This window comes from Thalassospira sp. HJ (assembly GCF_000948415.1).
Lineage (GTDB): Bacteria > Pseudomonadota > Alphaproteobacteria > Rhodospirillales > Thalassospiraceae > Thalassospira.
Genome location: NZ_JYII01000006.1, coordinates 234,610 through 254,518 on the forward strand (window position 1 = coordinate 234,610; position 19,909 = coordinate 254,518).

Here is a 19,909-nt window from a genome sequence, read left to right on the forward strand (position 1 = left end):
ATGACACAGTGTGACGGGCCCTTATTTGCAAGTGGCCCTGCAATCCTTTGGGTCAAGACCTTGATGCACAAGTTTAACCCATAAGTAGATAAAGCTGAAATTTTTTACGCGGGAATGGTTTTGTGGCAACACAACTGCCGCCGGGCGCAGGTTCTTATTCCTGCTCTTCCCCGGCCGGGTCGGTTACAGCGCGCAGACGCACACGGGTGATCTGGTTGCGGATACGGCGCAACACTTCGAATTCAAAACCATGGAACCGGAACTGCTGCCCGACATCGGGAATACGCCGGGTTTCATAAAGCAAAAGACCAGCCACAGTCGCTGCCTCCTCGTCCGGCAGACGCCAACCAAAACGACGGTTCAAATCGCGAATGGTGACATCGCCGCGCACGATAACCGATCCGTCGGCCTGCGGTTGAACACCGACCACTTCGACATCGGTTTCATCGGAAATATCGCCAACGATTTCTTCCAAAATGTCTTCAAGCGACACCACGCCTTCGAACGCGCCATATTCATCAACCACAATGGCAAAATGCTCGTGACGTTCCTTGAACGCCTTGAGCTGATCGGCAAGGGTCGTTGAATCCGGGATAAACCATGCCTCGGCGCTCAGTTCACGGACATCTTCGGCCGTGGCAGGTTTGGCACCACGCACGATCGCCTTAAGGACTTCGCGCGCATGCAGGACACCGACGATATTGTCCGGGTCCTTTTCATAGATCGGAATACGGGTGTGCGGGCTTGCCAGCACCGTATCGAGGATTTCTTCCATCGGACGGGAAATATCGATCATCTGCACCTTGCGACGGTGCACCATGATTTCCCAGACGCCGACATCTTCAAGGTCGAGAACGCCATGCAGCATGGTACGCTCGGCATGGTGGTTACCAACAACCACATCATCGGCATGCAGTTCAATCGCACCGCGCAGTTCGCGTTCGCTATCAAGCCCCGGGCCTTCGCCGCTGCCAAACAGGCGCAAGGTCGCCTGCACGACAACCTGAATGGTCTGGGTGATCGGCGCGAACAGAACGACCAAGACACTCATCGGACGCGCAACGCGCAGCGCCATGGTATCGGCATGCTGAAGCGCATAGGTCTTTGGCAGAATTTCCGAGAAAATCAGAACAAGGGCGGTCATGACGGCAGTCGCATAGACCACGCCGTTTTCACCAAACAGTTCGATCATCACCGAGGTCGCCAGGGCAGAGGCCAGAATATTGACCATGTTGTTGCCGAGCAAAATCGCACCCAGCAACCGTTCCTGATAACGACGCAGCCTGTTAACGATCCCGGCCCGCTGATCACCATCCTGTTCCTTGTGGTGCATGACCGGACGCGACGCCGCCGTCAGCGCGGTTTCCGAGCCAGAAAAGAATGCCGAAAGCATCAACAGCAAAAAAATCACGACAATCGTGACCGTCATTCAGGGCCGTCTCCAAGCGGTGAAGTCTTAAGAACGAGTTTGTCCTGTGTTCATCTATAAGGTCAAATGGCGTTAAACAAGTTAACAACAACACATCGGCGCCGATCAGGGCGCCAAATGTCGTAAAACCGTTACCCGCGGCAGGACCGGGTGATGGCCGCACGCATCTTTTGAACATCCATTGCCTTGGATGTGAATGCCTTGCCGATACCACGCGTCATGACAAAGGTGATCTCGCCGTCGCGGACCTTTTTATCGCGCGACATGTGCCCGATAACCTTGTCGATATCCCAATGCATGCCTGTGACTTCGGATGCCATCACCGGAAGACCAACCGATTTCAGATGGGCAACAATCCGGTCTTTCTCGCCCGCTGGCGCCATGCCCATGGCCCCGCAAACGTCATGGGCTATGACCATGCCCATGGCAACGGCTTCACCGTGCAGAAGCTTTTCGCCATATCCGGTTTCGGCTTCCAGCGCGTGACCAAAGGTGTGACCAAGATTAAGCAGCGCGCGCTTGCCGCCTTCGCGTTCGTCTTCAGACACAATGCGTGCCTTGGCCGTACAGCTTTTGATCACCGCCTGACGGCGTTCCGGGCCATCTTTATCAAGAACCGCCTGCCCGTTTTCTTCAAGCCAGGTGAATAATTCCGGATCATCGATCAGACCGTATTTGGCAACCTCGGCATAGCCGGAACGCAATTCACGTGCTGGCAGGGTATCAAGGACCGACGTGTCGGCCAGAACCAAGCGGGGTTGATGAAACGCCCCGATCAGGTTTTTGCCCGACTTGGAATTGATCCCGGTCTTGCCGCCAACAGAGCTATCCACCTGCGACAGCAAGGTCGTCGGGATCTGCACGAAATCAAGCCCGCGCAGAAGTGACGCCGCAACAAAACCGGCAAGATCACCAACCACGCCACCGCCCAAAGCAATGATCATGGTGGACCGTTCGATCCCCATCGCCAAAATCTGTTCGACGACATCTTCGAACATGGCAAAGCTTTTGGATTTCTCACCCGACGGCACGACGACTTCGCGGTGCGGGATCCCGGCACCGTCAAGGGAGTTCAGAACGGTCGGCAGGTGGTTGTCCGAAAGGGCCGCATCGCTGATCACGACAACACCGGCCTTCTTGACGAACGGGGCAATATATTTGGCGGTGTCGGCCAAAAGGTTGCTGCCAACAAGGATGTCATAGCTGCGCGCGCCAAGTTCGACGCGAAGGGTGTCGTGATTGCTCACTCTGTCAGGTTCCTGTCTTGATCAATTGACCATCGTCATCAAAGGAATTCGCAAGCAGTTCAAGAACTGCATCACGGGTGGCTTCCTTGGACGATTCATCACAGTCGAAAATAATATCTGCCCCAGCATAGACCGGGTAACGTGTCTCGATCAGATCGGCCAGAACCTGTCTGGGGTCACCGTTATTGAGCAACGGGCGATGGGTTCGCCCGCTGGTGCGGTGCATCAGCAGATCAAGGTCGGCACGCAGCCAGACCGATACGGATTTTTCGAGAATCAGTTCACGGGTGCGTTCGCGAATGAACGCACCACCGCCTGTGGCCAACACGATCTGTTCGCCATCAAGCAAACGGGCAATTACACGTTCCTCGCCGTCGCGAAAAGCCTCTTCGCCATACAGCTTGAAGATATCGGCTATCGAGCAGCCAGCGGCTTCTTCGATTTCGCGGTCGGCATCGACAAAATCCAGATTGAGTTCCTTGGCGACCATACGGCCGATGCAGCTTTTTCCTGCACCCATCAGTCCAATGAACACCAATGTGCGGCCCTTAAGGCCACTGCGAATTCTGGCGATCACGTCTTCGTGCAAACCCGACTCGGCAATGTTGCTGTCCATGTTCGGTTTGCAGTCCTGTGGTTCAATCAAATGCGTTACAAATTACCCAATTCTTTAGGGCAGCTTGCCCCTGAACGCAAGCAAACCGCGCAGCAAACGCGACAAAAATGCAGCGTCAAAATGCTCCTTTGCGTCACTTTGCGCATGTGTTGGCAAAGTTTTGCCCAAGCTTGTTGCGCGAGGTCGCATTGGAAAGCGTATTAACTCTCTGTGAGTAACAGCGACCTATACTGCCATTAAGTTGCCGAATTGGCATGCGACGACCACGGTGCGATGAAGGGTTCAGGATAAGTGAACGGAGGACCAAAATGATTGGCAGCCCCCGTTCTTGCATCTTTGATTTTCGTCCGCATACTGGTATTCGCGTCCTTCGCTCAAACGCTTCGAAGTCTGGATTAAAATGAAGATTTTATCGCGCATCATCCTGTTGCTGGTTATCGCTGTGATTGCCGGCGGTGCTACCTTTCTGGTGACCTGGGACATCCCGGCCCCGACCGCCCAAATCGAAGAAACCATCCCGAATTCGAGGTTCAACTAATATGAATTTGCGTTCCCGTTTATTCGCACAGACCTGTTTACTGGCCATGATGACGGGAACTGGACTTGTGTCCGCGCCTGCATTGGCACAAACCTCGGCCCCGGTGCCGCTGTTTTTAAAACAGGAAGCCGAACAGGACGCGGAACGCCAGTCTGATCAAGGCCCAACCAATCCAGGGGCAACAAGCGCCCCGCTTTCTGGTGGCTTTGGCAGCACATCCAATACCCAGACCGACACTTTCCCGTCTGATCCGAATGCGGTTCAATCCCTGTCGCTTGGCGCAGTTGATGCCGAGGCTGTCGGAACGCTGGATCGGTCACGTGGCGGGCTTGGCATTGATATGTGGAACGGCACCACACGCCGGTCTGCGGCACAGCTGATTTCGGAACTGCCAGCAACACCTGCGACCCATGCCGCGCGCGATCTGCAGCGTCGTATGCTTTTATCGGCCGCTGCCCTTCCGCAAGATTCACAGGAAATCAGCCTGCTTGAAGCGCGCGTTGCGAAGCTGATCGAAATGGGTGCGCTCAATGACGCGATCGAGCTTCTGCGCGCCGCCCCGCAAGGGTCGCGCGGATCGATGCTGGCCCAGGCAGAGGTCAATGCCCTTCTGATCGGTGCCGAGATCGATGCAGCCTGTGACGCGATTGAAAGTTACAGCGCAAGCTATGACGAGCTTTTCTGGCTCAAGGCCGCCGCCATGTGCGCGTTTTATGCCAATGACCCGACCTCGGCCGCCTTTTCGGTCGATCTTGTCCGTGAAATGGGCGGCGAAGGCGATGCGACCTTCTTTGGTCTGGTATCGGCGATCAGAAGCGGCAATGCCGCCAACCCGGAATTGCTGAACGACTTGCGCCCGCTTGATCTGGCGCTTTTGGCGATTGCCAAACAATCGATCCCGACCAGCCAGCTTGAAAATGGCAACCCGGCAGCGATCATCGGCATCACCAATGCCGACGCGACCGCAACCGATGTGCGACTTGAAGTGGCCCGCAAGGCCGAAAAACTTGGTCTGATCAGCCCGGAACAATTGGCGTCTGTTTATCGCTCGGTGAGTTTCAGCGCAGATGCCCTGGCAAATGTTCTTGATGATGCCAGTGAAGGCATTCAGGCCCGCCAATATGCCAAGCTTTATCAGGCAGCCGCCCAAAGCGATGTGCCCGCAGCGCGCGCCGAAATCCTTGCAGCCCTGTTTGAAACGGCCGAGTTTGAAGGCGACTTCATGCAGGCTGCGCGCCTTTCAGCGCCGCTGATGGCAGACATTCCGGTCAATGGTGACTTTTCATGGTTTGCCGTTCCCGCCCTTAAGGCATCAATTGCCTCAAACGGTTTCGAGCGCGCGGCAAACTGGCTTCAGGTTGCCAAATCATCGGCCAATGCATCGAATGACATTTCTTCACGCCTGAGCCTGCTTTATCCGGCTCTGGCGATGTCGGGGCTTGAAGAAACCGGTGCGGTCAAACCGCAAGCGCCATCGGCCAACGGGGCTGGCGGCAGCTCGGTTCAGACCTTCGGCAGCGATGGACAGATCGCCTTGCAGAACTTTGGCCTTGGCGGTGCGGTTGTTGCGGATGCACCGACCTCAAGCGGCGGGCTGGCATCGGCAACCGTCATGCCCAATTCGACCTCGGCTGAGGATGTGCAAAGCGCATCGGATCGCGCAGCCGCCCTTGCCCGTCATCGCGCGCGCATGGTCGAATGGCAGGAAATGCAGGCAGCACGCGGTGATCAGGCTGCAGCAAGACGGTATAGCGAACTGATCTTCAACCTGTTTGAAGGCTCCGGGATCGAAGTCCCCGATGCGTTGTGGGACAGCCTTCTGACCGCGCCATATGCGGAAGAACGCGTAACCACCAACAGTGCGGTTTCCCATCACCTGATCACGGCCGCCGCCGCACAGCAAAAGGCAAAAACGGTGGCGATGGCCATTCAGGCCCAGCAGGTCGCCAGTGCTGAAAATGCCGATCCCAAGGCACTGAGCGATACCGTAACCGCACTTGCAACCGTTGGGCTTGAAGCTGATGCGCGACGTCTGGCAACAGAATTGCTGATGTCGTTTAACCAGTAAGTCCTTTAATCACGGCAGGACAGGCCATGGCCAAGGCACTGACAAACTCGCTGATATCGGCCTTTCTGGAAATGATGGCGGCTGAACGCGGAGCCAGTGTGCATACGCTTGATGCCTATCGCCGTGACCTTGAAGATTATGCATCCTCGCTGACGGCAGCAAAAACCGATCCGGCATCGGCAAATGATACGGATGTCAGACGTTATATGGCGGAACTGGGTGCGGCCGGGCTTGCCCCACGCACACAGGCGCGGCGTTTGTCGGCCTTGCGACAGTTTCACAAGTTTCTGTATTCCGATGGCTATCGCAATGATGACCCGTCATCAAATATCGACAGCCCGCAGCAGGGTCAAACCCTGCCTAAATTCCTGTCGATTGAGGAAATCGACCGTCTGATCATCGCGGCTACCAATCATCCCGGCATCAAAGGCAAGCGCCTGCTTGCGATGGTGGAGCTGATGTACGCCACCGGCATGCGTGTGTCCGAACTGGTCGAGCTGCCCTTTGCGGCCGCCGCCCGCGATCCGCAGATGCTGATTGTGCGCGGTAAGGGCAGCAAGGAACGGCTGGTGCCGCTTTCTGATCCGGCCCGCGATGCGCTGCGTGATTACCTTGAAGTGCGCGATGCCTTCATTCCATCAGACAAATCGGAAGGCCATGCGGACCGCCCCGGGCAATCCTCATACCTTTTCCCGTCACGCGGGAAAACCGGGCATCTCACCCGTCAGATGTTCTTGAAAATGATCAAGGATCTGGCGATCGAGGCCGGGGTACCACCGTCAAAGGTTTCGCCACACGTCCTGCGCCATTCCTTTGCCAGCCACCTTTTGGCCAACGGAGCGGACTTGCGGTCTCTGCAAAAGATGCTGGGCCATTCGGATATCTCGACCACGCAGATTTATACCCATGTTCTCGAGTCACGCCTGCGCGGACTGGTTCAGGAGCATCATCCGCTGGCCAGTCGCGCCATCGGCTAGTCCAGGGCGGTATTAATGCGGTCGATTTGCCTAACCCCTTTGTATAGCAACACTGCCGTTTCTTGACAGAAAAGCAGATGTTTTCTGCGGATGTCACATATTCGTAACCCCATTGTCACGAACTTGTTGTCATATCTGGGATAACAGCAAACCCGGAAACTTCTAATCTTTCTAACTTCCGGGAAAGCGCGACATTTTGAAGATCGGGGTACTGCATTTGACGTCTGATGCAGATGAACAGTGGATATCGGATCGACCCATGACCCATCCGGTCATGCTCCGTAACTGGCAGCAGGTCGTCGAAAAAGTCGACTTCGCATTTCAACCCATTGTCAGCCCGCATACAGGTCATGTTTTCGGCTATGAGGCGCTGTTGCGCCGCTGGGAAGACGCCGGTTTCACATCCATTCAGGCGCTATTTGATACCGCGTGGGATACGGGCAACCTGCATAGTGTCGACATGATGCTGCGCGCCAAGGCGATCGAGAAATTCGCACGCTTCCCCGGTGCCAAGCGGCTCAAGCTGTTTTACAATTTCGACAATCGCGTTGTGAAAACCGAGGACTACCAACCCGGCCAGACCGCCGCCCTGCTGAGCGAAGCCGGGCTGGAACGCGACACCATTTTCCTTGAGATTTCCGAACGCCACGACATCAGCAATGCCGGATACCTTAAAGACATTCTGGTGCGCTATCGCAGTCAGGGCTTCAAGATCGCGATTGATGATTACGGCAGCGGCTTTGCCCAGCTGCGCGCACTTTATGAATGCGAACCCGACATCATCAAAATCGACCGGTTCTTTATCGACGGTATCGACCGTGACCGTCGCAAGGAATTGTTTGTTACGCAAATCACCGCATTCGCGCACATGATCGCGGCACAAGTCGTCGCCGAAGGGGTTGAAACCCGCGAAGAATTCCTGTGCTGTCGTCGGCTGGGCTGTGATCTGGTGCAGGGCTTTTTCATCGCCCGCCCGGCGCTTGAGATCCCCGAACAGACCGATATCGTTTCAAGTACCGCCGACATCGCCGCAGACTCACGCCGCCAGTCGGACCGCGATGATGACGTTGTCAGATCCTATTTGCTCGAAACACCCGCACTGCCGATTGATATCAATCCGGTCGATATCCTGAGCTATTTTCAGCAGAACCCGGATATCTCGCTGGTGCCGGTGGTCAATCAGGATGGTGAGCCATTAGGCATTGTCCGCGATTCCGAATTCAAGGCGTTTATCTACACGCCGTTTGGGCGTGAGCTGCTGCAAAACCCGGCCAACCGGGCGAATATTAAACGCTTCCTGCGCCGCTGTCCGATTGCCGATATCCGCACCAGTCTGTCGGAGCTTCTTGAAACCTTTGTCGCGACCGAAGCCCTTGATGGCGTGATCCTGACAGAGAACGGCCTGTACCTTGGGGTGCTGGATCAAAGTGCGCTTTTGCGGGCTGTTAATGAGCGCAATACGCTAAACGCGCGTGATGAAAACCCGCTGACCCGCCTGCCCGGCAACAGTGCGATATACCGATACGCCGCGCGTGCGCTTGCCGAGCCAAGGCGCCGCCGCTTTGCCGTCTATTTCGATTTCGACAATTTCAAACCGTTCAATGACCGCTACGGCTTCCGTCAGGGGGATCGCGCGATCCTGCTGTTCAAGGATATCCTCGGCAAGGTATTGAGCCAGAATGACTGGTTTGTCGGCCATATCGGCGGCGATGATTTCTTTGCCTATGTCCAGTCGATTGATTTCGAAGACGCGGTCGCGGCGGTTCAACGCGTGCAGGCGATGTTTGATGCCCAGATCAAAAGTTTCTATGACCCGGAAACCCGCGAAAGCGGATACCTGACCGGCAAGGGGCGTGACGGCAAACAGGCCCGGTTTGATCTGATGAGTGTCAGTGCCGCAATGATCCGGATTCCAGCCGAACGCACCGACATCACCCTTGATCATATTTCGGTCGAAGCAGCGAAACTCAAGGCGCTCGCCAAGACCAGTCAGGGCCGATTCGCGACCGGAATTTACGACCCGGACAGCAACGATGCCAGCGAACCAAAATTACTTTAATTTGGTTTTCAAAGACTTGTTATTTTTATCGCGATAAAAGGCAAATTAGGGCTTCAAATCCGAGTCACTCTGAGTAATATTCCGCCCGAATTAAAAACACCAATCGGTTCAAACGAGCAGTTCCGTCAATGGTAAGTATCGCGCCTTTTTCTGATCTTTCGCCGTCAAATCCCGTCCGTCAGGCAAGCCCGATCGCGCAACAACGCGGCGATGAGCAACGCTTTGCCGAACAAAGCCGGATTATTGACGGGACACGTGCTACAGTCCTGACATCCGATCAGGAAATCGAACGCGCCGTTCAGTCCTATCAACGGGACCGCAGCGAACAGCGACAGTTCCTCAAAGACGGCGAACAGAAGACGCAATCGGATCAATATATCGAAAAGTTCGCATCCCCGACCTATAACGCGTCGGGCAATTCAGCGAACAATCAGGCCGCCAGTGCCGGTGGCCGTGGCCAGTATTTCGACATTCTGACCTGATCGCTTAGCCGCGCGTTAGTCGCCTGACGGCGAAAGACCGATGGTCTTTTGCACAGCACCCCATTCCCAGATCAAATCGGCCAGCCGGTCATAGCCGTGCTTGTCGGGGTGATACCCATCGCCGCGCCGCAAGGCCCGCTGCCATGTGTCATCGCCAAGGGTGGTCGCGAACAGATCAAGATAGGGCACATCAAACCCGCACGCCGTTTCGAGATATATCTGATTTAGCCCCTCAAGCCGCTGGTTGATTTCCTGGCTGGATTTGCTGCCATCAATCACCGCCTGCGGCCCGATCCAAAGCGTCGGCGCCAGTTTGGACGCCGTCCCGATGATCTCGGCAGCATTGGCCGCCGACTTGGCAGGTGACACCCGCATGGTGGTTTCCTCGCCGCGGTCTTCAGCGTGGTTGGCGTCATTCACACCGAAACTGAAGATCAGAACCGTCGGGAATTCTTCGACCATGCGTAATTTGGCTTCAAACTCCCAGCGGGCCTTGAGACCATCGGAGGTTTCAGCGCGGATACCAAGGTTATAGATGGTGACTTCACGCCCGGCTTCATCGAACAAACGCCGTCCCAGACGCATGGGCCAGCCGCCCTTTTCCCCGTCGCGAACACCATTGACCAGGCTGTCACCAAAACAGCAAATCCGATGTCCAATTGCGCCTGTCGTCATTACTTCTCCTCCTCGCCGGCCGTATTTTGGCGGGCAAGATATTCCATCAAGTCATCGCGGCCAGGTTTGAAGTCCTGTTCCAGCCAGTATTCCTCGGCCTGTTTTAAAAGAGCGCCGACACGCGGGCCTGCCGGGGCAAGACCGGCTTTCAGGATATCGCGCCCTTGTATCGGCAATTTGACCGGCTGCCAATTTGCCGCTGCTTCAAGTAAGGCTTTCCATTCGTCATTTTCGGCCCGCGTGCAGCGTGGCGGCACCGCCCCACGCGCACTCCATGCCAGAAGCACTGCATCCCGAAACGCTACCGGCCCCATGCGATACAAATCACGGCGCACGGTTTCGGGCGGCAATTTCGGATCAATCAATGGCGCGTGGGCGACCATTTCGGCAAACCGGTCGGTTTCTTCGTTCGAAAGGCGCAAGCCCCGTGCAAAACGTTCGGCTGCGGCCAGATTGTCTTCCTGATCATCGCGGCTGCGTTTGTCGCCTTCGGGCGCAAACAGGGCAGCAAGACGACGCAGCGGATCGGGCCGGATGGTGGGATCGGCAAGGGCGGTGCTATCAAGCCACTGCATGATGCGCAGGCAATCGGTATGGGTCAGCGCGGGCAGGATGGCTGGCAGAATGCCAAAGCCGATCATGTCATTGATCGTGCTTGCCGGACTGGGTGAGCGTAGCAGTTTGAAGATTTCATCGCGGATACGCTCGACCGAGATATCATGAAGTCCTTTTACTGCCTTGCGGCAGGCCTCTGCCCCGATCGGGTCAATCGGCGGGCGGCCAAACCATGCCTGAAACCGGAAGAACCGCAAGATGCGCAGGAAATCCTCGGCAATGCGGTTTTCAGCAACCCCGATAAAGCGCACACGCCCATCGCGCAGATCGGTTTCACCATCGAACGGATCATAGATCGTGCCGTCCAGATCGCAATAAATGGCGTTGAAGGTGAAATCGCGACGCTTGGCATCTTCAAGCCAGCTGTCGGTAAAGGCGACTTCAGCATGGCGGCCATCGGTCAGGACATCAACCCGAAGCGTGGTGATTTCATAAGCGCCAGCGTCGGCAATTGCGGTGACCGTGCCGTGTTTAAGGCCAGTTGGGATCACCCGAATGCTGGCCTTTTCAAGTGCTGCCTGGGTTACCTCGGGTGCAAGGTCACAAGCAATATCGACATCCACCAGGTCGCGTTTAAGCAACGCATCGCGCACCACACCACCGACAAAGCGCGCGCATCCGCCTTGCTGCGCAATGGCATCAAAAACGCGGGCGGTATCATCGGCGACCATAATCCCGTATGGCCGCAATCTGCCGGTTACTTCGAGTGCTGTCATCGCTGCTGTGTCGCCACCTGTCATTTGGCTGTTCCGACGATGGCTGGGCTATGGCTATTTCTTGGGTTCGAAATAGCCCGGCTCGACCACGCCGTCACGCAATACCGGCGCATGATAAATGGAATCGGGCGGCGCACCAGTCCCAAGTGCGGTGAAAATCAGGATTGCGGCCGTCAATGCCACGCCCAGACCAAATAGCAGCAGCCAGGGTCCCTTGCTCCATGGCGGAACGATGTCGTGACCTTCGCGGATGGCCTTGGCGCGCGCCCACTTCAACCACAGCCCGTAAATCACAAAGGGCAGGATCAGGGGAAGGCCGATCTGGATGATTTGTCGCAACATAAGGCAGGTCCCAGTATTCGGATGAACTAAACGGATTAAGGTTGCAGTGACGGCGCGTTGGCCCGGATCACTTCAGAGAAATTGACCAGCATCCCGGCCGTGGCCCCCCAGATGTAATATTCGCGATAGGGAATCGCAAAATAACGTCGGCGCGCACCTTCGAACGTCACGGTTTGCAGTTTCTGGTTTCGCGGATCAAGAATGAAATTAAGCGGAACTTCAAAGACTTCGGCAACTTCGTGATCATCGGGTTTCAGATCAAACGGCGGTGTGACCAGACCGATCACCGGCGTCACCTGATAGCCGGTCACGGTGTAATAATCGTCAATCCGCCCGACCAGATCGATATGACGGCGCGAAAGACCAATTTCTTCTTCGGTTTCGCGAAGGGCGGTTTCTTCAAGGGTGGCATCGACTTCTTCCTGCCGCCCGCCGGGGAAGCTGATCTGGCCGGCATGATCGCTTAGATGATCAGTTCTGCGTGTCAGGATCACGTGCAGACCCGCATCGCGTTTGACCAGCGGCACAAGAACGGCCGCCGGACGCGACACCAGCTCACCATCGGCAAAGGCCCGCGCACGGGATTTCGACCCCGGAAAATCGACAGCATGATCACCACGGCGCTGCAAAACATCGCCGGTTGGCGCGCGCAAGGCTGCAATGATGTCATCGGGTGTCATTCGGTGGCCTCCATACGACCGATCTCAAAGAACTGGCCATGACTATACACACCAATACGGATCATGCCGTTATCAGGGTCACTTATTTCCTCGGCCAGGTCGACCAGTTGATAAAACACCGCCCGGTTCAGGCGCGCTTCAAGGCCCCGATCCAGCCCGACATAGGGGGATGGTTCATCGGTTTCCGGATCATGTTCGACGCGCAGCGGATGGTCCTGATCAAGTTCGACCCACTGGTCGATATTGGTGCGAAAGCGGATATTCTGGTCTTTGCCTTCGCCTTCATTTTGCATTTCGACCGCGATAAAGGCGACGTCTTCGACATCAATCCGGGCCATTTCAGCCGGGGTCACCAGCCAGTGACCGCCTTCCTCGTCACGTTGCAGTACGGAAGAAAAAAGCTTCACCAGTTCGATTCGGCCAATCGGGCCACCTTGATAGAACCAGGTGCCATCCCGACCTATAGACATAGGGATATCGCCGCAGATTTGCGGGTGCCGCCCGGTATCAGGCTTCTGCCCGCGCAAGCGCGTCCACAATTTTTCGGCGAGATCGACGGTTTTTTGGTTATCATTCATGCTGTAGAGTTGATCCTGAACCAGACGTTTTCCCGTTTCGCTTAACCGATTTCATCTGCGTTCTCTGGCCTGCCAACGCCTGCACTGCAACATAGGAAGCACAGTCAACCGCCATGACAAACGCGCCACAATTCCCCGAAGAAATGGGTTTCTCCCAGGAAAGCAGTCTGGAACGCGATGCAGCTCGTCTGGACGAGTGTGTCGCACGGCTGGCCGAAGCCCGCAAAATGATTTCCTCTATTATATTTGGGCAGAATGATGCCGTAGAGCAAACACTTATCGGCATTTTATCGGGTGGACATGTGCTGATGGTCGGTGCGCCGGGCCTTGGCAAGTCCCTGCTTGCCCACACACTGGGCAAGGTTCTTGGCCTGCTTGATAAGCGTGTTCAGTTCACCCCTGATCTGATGCCAGCCGACATTCTGGGTTCCGAAGTGCTGGAAGAAGGGGCCGATGGCAAGCGCGCCTTTCGCTTTATCAAGGGCCCGGTATTTTGCCAGTTGCTTCTCGCTGACGAGATTAACCGTGCCAGCCCGCGCACCCAGTCAGCCCTTCTGCAGGCCATGCAGGAACGCGAAGTTTCGGTGGCAGGTTACAGCCACAAGCTGCCTGAACCGTTCCATGTTCTGGCGACCCAGAACCCGCTAGAGCAGGAAGGCACCTATCCCCTGCCCGAAGCCCAGCTTGACCGTTTCCTGCTTGAAGTCCGCCTGAGCTACCCAAATGCCGACGAAGAACGCAAAATCGTCACCGAAACCACCGGCCGTTATCCGGCCCGTCCGCGTCAGGTTCTTCAGACCGATGATCTGGTCGAGGCACAGGACTTTGTCCGCCGCCTGCCAATGCCAGACCGGGTGCTTGATACCATCATTGCGCTGTGCCGCGAATGCCGCCCGGAAAGCACATCACTTGCCGATATCCGCGAAAATGTCGCCTGGGGTCCGGGCACACGTGCGGCACAGGCGCTGTCACTGGCGTGTCGGGCGCGTGCCATGCTGTTTGGCCGCTTTGCACCGTCGATCGAGGATATCGAAGAACTGGCCGTTCCTGTCCTGCGCCATCGTTTCGGCCTGACCTATGGCGCGCGCGCCGAAGGCTTTACCGCCAAGGGCCTGATTACCGATGCGCTGGCCCATTTGCAGGAGAACAGCTAATTGGCGAGCACTGCCGTGCATGATCATGTCGCCGCCGCCCGCGCCCTTGCGGCCCGACTGCCCCAGCTGATTGATGAGTCGCGCCGAACGGCCATCAGTCTGCGCAGCGGCCTGCATGGCAATCGCAAGGTCGGACCCGGCAGTGATTTCTGGCAGTTCCGCCCCTATGTCCCCGGCGATCCGACCAACCAGATTGACTGGCGCCGGTCGGCACGTAGTGAACATACCTTCATCCGCCAGACCGAATGGCAGGCCAGTCACAATTACTGGATCTGGCCGGTTCTATCCCCTTCGACATACTGGTCTGCCAAGGACAGCCTGCCATCCAAGGCCGAACGCACCCTGATCATTTCCATCGCGCTGGCCGACCTTTTGATCCGCAATGGCGAAACCGTGGGTACCTTCGATGGTGAACGCACGCGCATCACATCGGCCGAGCATCTTGAAAAACTGGCCCACGCGATGCTGGCCACCCCGCAAAGTATTGCTGATCAGGGGGCTAACATTCACCCCGGACGTAAGCATTCGGTTCTGATCCTGGGCGACTTCCTTGAGTTTTCCGATCAGGCGGAAAAATCGGCGCAGACCGTGCGCAGGTTAGGCCAGTATCAGAATGACGGGGCACTGGTGCAGATCCTTGATCCCGCCGAAATCACCCCGCCATTTCACGGGCGCGTCGATCTGTTTGATACCGACGATCAGATGATTTTTCGCAGCGAGAAATTCGAAGACCTTGCTGATAGCTATAAAAGGCGGGCACAAAAATGGCGGGCACAGGTCCGCGATGCCGCGCGCCAGAATAACTGGCTATATGATCGCCATGTCACATCCGAAAGTGCCAGCCCAACATTGCTCGCCCTTTATCAGCATCTCAGCGAGCGGCAAAATCAAAGCGGGTCAAACGGCCGGGGCCGGCCCAACATGCACCGCCATAACACGCAGGAGATGTCATGAGCCTTTCGGCCATCACATTCCTTTATCCTGCGATTCTGGCCGGGCTGATGGTGTTGCCCATTGTCTGGCTTTTGATCCGATCCGCCCCGCGTTCGCCAAAAACCGTTGTCTTCCCGGCTGCACGCATTTTGCGTGGTCTTAAAAGCAAGCGCCGCGACATTCAGCGTGCCCCGATCTGGCAGACCATTCTGCGCTGTCTGATCCTGACGCTTCTGATTATTGCCGCAGCCCGCCCGGTAATGAACCGCAATGACTTTGCCGCCAACGATGGTGCAATCCTGATCATTGCCGATAATGGCTGGGACAGTGCGGCAAACTGGCGGCAGTACCGCACCGCCTTGCAACAGATCGCCAATCAGGCCCGGTTTGATTTGCAAACCATCTATGTCGCCCAAACCGCACCCGAGGCCGCCGGTGCCACTACATGGCAATTGCCAGACATTGTCGGGCCGGTATCGCCCAATGATACCAAAAGCCTGTTTGACCGCCTGCAACCCCTTCCCTGGGCATCAGATTATGCTGCCCTTTCTGACCTGATTTCCGAACGTCCGGACATGAGCCAGTCAGTGGGCAGCATCCTGTGGCTGACGGGCGAGATGGACAGCCCCGGCAAGACCAAGATTGCATCCGAACTGCAAGACATCGCACCGATCACAACCATTTCACCAACCATCACCGATCGTATCGCCATCCGATCATTGAGCCGATCTGGCACCGGGATGGTTGCAACCCTGGCCCATGACCGCGATGACCAACCGCGCGAGATCAATCTTCTGGCGCGCGGCGAACGTGGCAGCGTCATCCTGCGCCATACGGTCGAACTCGCTGCCGATAGCGATCAAAGTGATGTTGTGATCCTGCTGCCAAGCGACATTTCAAACGCCATCCAGTCGGTCGGGATCGAGGGGATCGAAAGTGCTGCATCGGTCTTTCAGACCGGGGCCCGCTGGCAGCAACGCCGGGTCGGTGTGATCGTCAGCTCCGGGGATGGTCCGGGGGTGTTGTCCGATCAGTATTTCTTCCTTGATCGCGCACTATCGCCCTATGCCGATGTGACCTATGCGCCGCTGGGAACCTTGTTGGAAAACGGGGTAGACGTTTTGGTTTCCGCCGGGCCGATATCCGGGCTTGGCAGCCAGTTTGATGCGCTCGAACGCTGGGTCAATGAAGGCGGTATGCTGGTGCGCTTTGCCGGTGACAGCTCATCACAGATCGGCAATCAGTTCCTGCCGGTCACGCTGCGCCTTGGCAATCGGGACTTTGGCGGGTCGATGTCCTGGGAAAAGCCCAAAAGGTTGCTCGACTTTCCGGAAAACAGTCCGTTTCAGGGCATTGAAGTCCCGGACGATATCACCGTCACCCGGCAACTACTGGCCGAACCGGACCCGGACATTGTCAGCAAGACCTGGGCGCGCCTGACCGATGGCACGCCATTGATTACCAGCACGCCGCGCAATGCCGGGCGGATTGTGCTGTTCCATGTCACGCCCTGGGCAGACTGGTCGAACCTGCCGATGTCGGGCCTGTTTGTTGAGCTGTGGCAAAAGCTGCTGCCGCTTGCCAGCCCAAGCAATCGCAGCGACGCTGAACTGCAAAGCAGCCTGCCCGCCCAGACCGTGCTTGACGGGTTTGGCCGCCCGCATCAGCCAGATGCGCTGATCCTGCCGGTTCAAACACCACTGCCGGTGCCCAACCCGCGTCATCCGCCGGGCATTTATGGTGAGAATGGCCAGGCGGTTGCGTTGAACCTTGGCCCGTCTCTGACCAACATTGGGCGCGACATTAGCTGGCCATCAGGAATCAGCACACGCGAAATCACCAATCAAAGCCAGGTCGATCTTGCGGCGCTTTGCCTGCTGGCGGCCTTTATACTTGTGCTGCTTGATGCGTTGATCCTGCTGGTGCTCAACAACCTGTCCCTGCGGCGCAGCCGACGCAGTAATGCGCTGACCTCGATCTTGCTGGCGCTCGTCCTTACAGGCGGGACGGCGATACTCCTGATGCCCTCAGCCGGCCATGCGGCGTCCCTTCCCGAAGCAGCACTTCAGCCACGTCTGGCCTATCTTGAAACCGGCAATGCCCCGGTTGATCGCCTCAGCCGCGCGGGCATGACCGGCCTGACCGAAATCTTGCGCCGGCGCAGTGCCGCCGATCTCAATACGGTCGATGGTATCAACCCGGAAACTGATGAGCTCAGTTTCTATCCACTGATTTACTGGCCGCTAGTGGATGGGCAGGAACCGTTTTCCGAACGCGCGCAGGATCGGTTGAACCGGTATCTTAATAATGGCGGGATGATCCTGATCGACAGTCGCGACCGCGAAGTCCAACCGGCCCGTTTGCGCCGGCTGCTGGCCGGGCTGGAAGTGCCGCTTCTGGATCGTGCGCCCAGTGATCACATCCTGTTTCGCAGTTTCTATCTGCTTGACCATGCCTTTGGCCGGTTTTCCGAACCGCTGTGGCTCGATGCTCGTCCAAGCCAACGGTTGGACGGGGTGGCATCGGTCCTGTTTGGCGGCAATGACTGGGCATCGGCATGGATCATCCCCGAAGGTCGCGATGACCTGCGCAGTGAAGATATCTCCCCGCGCCAACGTGAAATGGCCTATCGGTTCGGGGTCAATCTGGTGATGTATGCCCTGACCGGCAGTTACAAGGGCGATCAGGTCCATATCCCGGCCATCCTTGAAAGGTTGGGCCGATGAACCAGGGATGGCAAAACCTTCAGATTGCACCGCTTCTGGATATCACCATCCTGCAGGCGCTTTCCGTTCTGTGCCTTGGGGCCATCATCGTTTTTACCATCTTCCGCCTGCGCGGCACGGTCTGGCGCGGGGTGGTGATGGTGCTGGTTTTGCTTGCCCTTCTGGCTCCGCAATTCACCGACCGCGAAAGCGAAAAACTAAGCGACATTGTCCTTGTTCTGGTCGACCGATCCACAAGCCAGGATATCGCCGACCGAAGCGCGCAGACCGATGCGGCAATTGCCGAACTGCAGGACCGCTTTGCCGATGATCCGACGGTCGAGCTTCGCTTTGAAGATGTCCCGGGTGAAACCGATACCCGCATGTTTGCTGTACTTGACCGGTTGCTGGGTGGATTGCCGCGCGAACGGTTGGGCGGGGTCATGATGATCACTGACGGGCAGGTTCATGATGTGCCCGGCCGTCTTGACCTGAATGCGCCATTGCATGTTCTGATCAGCGGCGGGCGTGATGAACGAGACCGTCGATTGGTCATCCGCCAAAGTGCCGATTACGGCATTGTCGGCAAGGACGCCGAATTCATGATCGAGGCGATTGATCCGCAACTGCCCGCCGGCACCGCCATCCCGGTTCGTATGTTGCTTGAAGACGGTACGGAACGTGAAATTGCCCTGCCCGCCAATGAACAACGCCGGGTCAGCATCCCGGTCCCGCATGCCGGGTCGGTTCTGGCCGAACTGCGCATGGATACGCTTGAAGAAGAAACCGACAAGTCCAATAACCGCCTGATCCTTGAAACCACGGGCGTGCGGGATCGGTTGCGCGTGTTGTTGTTATCGGGTGAACCCCATCCCGGCGAGCGCGCATGGCGCAACCTTTTGCGGGCGGATCCGGGTGTGGATCTTGTGCATTTCACGATCTTGCGCCCGCCAGAAAAGGGCGATGACACGCCGATCAATGAGCTCGCCCTGATCCCGTTTCCGATCCGTGACCTGTTTGAAGTGCGCCTGCGTCAGTTTGATCTGATCATTTTTGATCGCTATCAGATGCGCGGGGTGTTGCCGCCGCATTATCTCGAAAAGGTTGTCGATTTCGTACGCTGGGGTGGTGCGGCACTGGTCGTCGCCGGGCCGGAATATATCGGGCCGGACGGGCTTGCCAGCACGGCCTTGAATGACCTGATGCCTGCTGTTCCGACCGGACGCATCGTCGAGCAGGCCTTTGTCCCCCGAGTTAATCAGGCAGGTCGCTTGCACCCTGTCACAACCGCCATTGCCGGATCACCATCAACACCGCCGAAATGGGGGCAATGGTACCGCCAGATTGAAACACGCGTGTCCGATCCGGATGCGATGACGCTTCTGACCGGGGTTGATGACCTGCCGCTTTTGACCATGCAGCGGGTCGAGGAAGGCCGGGTTGCGATGCTGAGTTCCGATCAGATGTGGCTGTGGCAGCGCGGCCATGACGGCGGCGGTCCGGTTGCCGAATTGCTCAGGCGTCTTTCGCACTGGCTGATGAAGGAACCGGCTTTGGATGAAAACACGGTGCGCACCGAACGCAGCCCGGATGGTGATAGCCTGATCCTGAACTGGCGCAAGATTGGGGCGGCCCCCGAAGCCGCCAGCGTGATCAACCCGGAAACCGGCGAGCAGATCAACGCCCCGTTCGAACAGCTTCCTGATCAGTCATGGCAGGCAACCGTGCCGATTGAAACACGCGGCCTGATCCGCATTCGGGTGCGTGATCAGGATAACCGCAGCCAAACCAGCCTGCATGTCGATCGCGATGTCCTGACAGCCGAAACTCAGAACACCAATTCCACCCCCGACCTTCTGGCCGGTTTGGTCGCGGAAAATGAAGGCTATATCGGCCGGATCGAAGACGGCTTACCCGATTTCCGCCATGTGCCCGATGACCGTATCTGGCATGGCAGCAACTGGGCCGGATTTGTTCAGACCAACAGTTTCAAGACAGTGATTGGCGGCATTACCAATCTGCTGCCCATCCCGTTTGTTGCCCTTTTGATCGGGGTGATCTGTTTGCTGGGCTGGCGGGTCGAAAGCAAGTAATC

The 19,909-nt window shown here is 57.0% G+C and carries 17 protein-coding genes; 9 read left to right on the forward strand and 8 right to left on the reverse strand.

Annotation, left to right across the window (positions count from 1 at the left end; all coding sequences use genetic code 11):
• Positions 1-154 precede the first annotated feature (154 nt).
• From UF64_RS03045 to UF64_RS03055, 3 genes are all read right to left on the reverse strand, one after another.
• Complete coding sequence (locus UF64_RS03045) at positions 155-1,429, reverse strand: HlyC/CorC family transporter (protein WP_044827132.1); 1,275 nt, start codon at positions 1,427-1,429, stop codon at positions 155-157.
• A 131-nt stretch (positions 1,430-1,560) separates the two neighbouring features.
• Positions 1,561-2,676 (reverse strand): 3-dehydroquinate synthase, encoded by a 1,116-nt coding sequence (aroB, locus tag UF64_RS03050; protein WP_044827133.1) that lies wholly within the window; start codon positions 2,674-2,676, stop codon positions 1,561-1,563.
• Positions 2,677-2,680: 4 nt separating this feature from the next.
• The gene (locus tag UF64_RS03055; RefSeq protein WP_052657430.1) at positions 2,681-3,292 is read right to left on the reverse strand and encodes a shikimate kinase; all 612 of its coding nucleotides are present in this window, start codon (positions 3,290-3,292) and stop codon (positions 2,681-2,683) included.
• A gap of 400 nt (positions 3,293-3,692) precedes the next feature.
• Here UF64_RS03055 and UF64_RS20710 point away from each other — a divergent pair, with 400 nt between their 5' ends.
• From UF64_RS20710 to UF64_RS03075, 5 genes are all read left to right on the forward strand, one after another.
• The gene (locus UF64_RS20710) at positions 3,693-3,830 is read left to right on the forward strand and encodes a hypothetical protein (protein ID WP_167722791.1); all 138 of its coding nucleotides are present in this window, start codon (positions 3,693-3,695) and stop codon (positions 3,828-3,830) included.
• A gap of 67 nt (positions 3,831-3,897) precedes the next feature.
• Complete coding sequence (locus tag UF64_RS03060) at positions 3,898-5,898, forward strand: antifreeze glycopeptide (RefSeq protein WP_235284943.1); 2,001 nt, start codon at positions 3,898-3,900, stop codon at positions 5,896-5,898.
• A 26-nt stretch (positions 5,899-5,924) separates the two neighbouring features.
• Positions 5,925-6,875, forward strand: a complete 951-nt coding sequence (gene xerD, locus UF64_RS03065; protein ID WP_044827135.1) for a site-specific tyrosine recombinase XerD — start codon at positions 5,925-5,927, stop codon at positions 6,873-6,875.
• Between the two features lie 259 nt (positions 6,876-7,134).
• Positions 7,135-8,934 carry a GGDEF domain-containing protein gene (locus UF64_RS03070; RefSeq protein WP_044827136.1) on the forward strand — a complete coding sequence of 600 codons (1,800 nt, stop codon included), beginning with the start codon at positions 7,135-7,137 and terminating at the stop codon, positions 8,932-8,934.
• Positions 8,935-9,062: 128 nt separating this feature from the next.
• The gene (locus UF64_RS03075; RefSeq protein ID WP_044827137.1) at positions 9,063-9,416 is read left to right on the forward strand and encodes a hypothetical protein; all 354 of its coding nucleotides are present in this window, start codon (positions 9,063-9,065) and stop codon (positions 9,414-9,416) included.
• Positions 9,417-9,431: 15 nt separating this feature from the next.
• Here UF64_RS03075 and UF64_RS03080 read toward each other — a convergent pair whose 3' ends face one another.
• The 5 genes from UF64_RS03080 to UF64_RS03100 are packed head-to-tail and all read right to left on the reverse strand — an operon-like array spanning position 9,432 to position 13,022.
• Complete coding sequence (locus tag UF64_RS03080; protein ID WP_044827138.1) at positions 9,432-10,091, reverse strand: GDSL-type esterase/lipase family protein; 660 nt, start codon at positions 10,089-10,091, stop codon at positions 9,432-9,434.
• Entirely contained in the window at positions 10,091-11,446 is a 1,356-nt protein-coding gene (locus UF64_RS03085) for a CCA tRNA nucleotidyltransferase (protein WP_235284944.1), read from the reverse strand. Before UF64_RS03085 ends, UF64_RS03080 begins: the two co-directional genes overlap by 1 nt.
• A gap of 30 nt (positions 11,447-11,476) precedes the next feature.
• On the reverse strand, positions 11,477-11,764 hold the full coding sequence (locus UF64_RS03090; RefSeq protein WP_044827139.1) for a hypothetical protein: 288 nt from the start codon (positions 11,762-11,764) through the stop codon (positions 11,477-11,479).
• Positions 11,765-11,799: 35 nt separating this feature from the next.
• On the reverse strand, positions 11,800-12,444 hold the full coding sequence (locus UF64_RS03095) for a CoA pyrophosphatase (RefSeq protein WP_044827140.1): 645 nt from the start codon (positions 12,442-12,444) through the stop codon (positions 11,800-11,802).
• Complete coding sequence (locus UF64_RS03100) at positions 12,441-13,022, reverse strand: DUF1285 domain-containing protein (RefSeq protein ID WP_044827141.1); 582 nt, start codon at positions 13,020-13,022, stop codon at positions 12,441-12,443. Before UF64_RS03100 ends, UF64_RS03095 begins: the two co-directional genes overlap by 4 nt.
• A gap of 113 nt (positions 13,023-13,135) precedes the next feature.
• Between UF64_RS03100 and UF64_RS03105 the strand changes: the two genes are divergently transcribed.
• Genes UF64_RS03105 through UF64_RS03120 form a run of 4 tightly spaced genes read left to right on the forward strand, consistent with a single transcriptional unit; the run spans position 13,136 to position 19,907 of the window.
• On the forward strand, positions 13,136-14,176 hold the full coding sequence (locus UF64_RS03105; RefSeq protein ID WP_044827142.1) for a MoxR family ATPase: 1,041 nt from the start codon (positions 13,136-13,138) through the stop codon (positions 14,174-14,176).
• Entirely contained in the window at positions 14,177-15,130 is a 954-nt protein-coding gene (locus UF64_RS03110) for a DUF58 domain-containing protein (RefSeq protein ID WP_044827143.1), read from the forward strand.
• Positions 15,127-17,835: a DUF4159 domain-containing protein gene (locus UF64_RS03115; RefSeq protein WP_044827144.1), complete on the forward strand. Its 2,709-nt coding sequence runs from the start codon at positions 15,127-15,129 to the stop codon at positions 17,833-17,835. The genes UF64_RS03110 and UF64_RS03115 overlap by 4 nt, the downstream gene beginning before the upstream one ends.
• Positions 17,832-19,907: a hypothetical protein gene (locus UF64_RS03120; RefSeq protein WP_044827145.1), complete on the forward strand. Its 2,076-nt coding sequence runs from the start codon at positions 17,832-17,834 to the stop codon at positions 19,905-19,907. The genes UF64_RS03115 and UF64_RS03120 overlap by 4 nt, the downstream gene beginning before the upstream one ends.
• Positions 19,908-19,909: the final 2 nt, after the last annotated feature.

Excerpts from the sequence above, each read along its gene's own strand:
- UF64_RS03045 (WP_044827132.1), bottom strand. The coding sequence starts at position 1,429 with ATGACGGTCACGATTGTCGTGATTTTTTTGCTGTTGATGCTTTCGGCA.
- UF64_RS03055 (WP_052657430.1), bottom strand. The coding sequence starts at position 3,292 with ATGGACAGCAACATTGCCGAGTCGGGTTTGCACGAAGACGTGATCGCC.
- UF64_RS20710 (WP_167722791.1), top strand. The coding sequence starts at position 3,693 with ATGAAGATTTTATCGCGCATCATCCTGTTGCTGGTTATCGCTGTGATT.
- xerD (WP_044827135.1), top strand. The coding sequence starts at position 5,925 with ATGGCCAAGGCACTGACAAACTCGCTGATATCGGCCTTTCTGGAAATG.
- UF64_RS03070 (WP_044827136.1), top strand. The coding sequence starts at position 7,135 with ATGACCCATCCGGTCATGCTCCGTAACTGGCAGCAGGTCGTCGAAAAA.
- UF64_RS03075 (WP_044827137.1), top strand. The coding sequence starts at position 9,063 with ATGGTAAGTATCGCGCCTTTTTCTGATCTTTCGCCGTCAAATCCCGTC.
- UF64_RS03080 (WP_044827138.1), bottom strand. The coding sequence starts at position 10,091 with ATGACGACAGGCGCAATTGGACATCGGATTTGCTGTTTTGGTGACAGC.
- UF64_RS03085 (WP_235284944.1), bottom strand. The coding sequence starts at position 11,446 with ATGACAGGTGGCGACACAGCAGCGATGACAGCACTCGAAGTAACCGGC.
- UF64_RS03090 (WP_044827139.1), bottom strand. The coding sequence starts at position 11,764 with ATGTTGCGACAAATCATCCAGATCGGCCTTCCCCTGATCCTGCCCTTT.
- UF64_RS03095 (WP_044827140.1), bottom strand. The coding sequence starts at position 12,444 with ATGACACCCGATGACATCATTGCAGCCTTGCGCGCGCCAACCGGCGAT.
- UF64_RS03100 (WP_044827141.1), bottom strand. The coding sequence starts at position 13,022 with ATGAATGATAACCAAAAAACCGTCGATCTCGCCGAAAAATTGTGGACG.
- UF64_RS03105 (WP_044827142.1), top strand. The coding sequence starts at position 13,136 with ATGACAAACGCGCCACAATTCCCCGAAGAAATGGGTTTCTCCCAGGAA.
- UF64_RS03115 (WP_044827144.1), top strand. The coding sequence starts at position 15,127 with ATGAGCCTTTCGGCCATCACATTCCTTTATCCTGCGATTCTGGCCGGG.
- UF64_RS03120 (WP_044827145.1), top strand. The coding sequence starts at position 17,832 with ATGAACCAGGGATGGCAAAACCTTCAGATTGCACCGCTTCTGGATATC.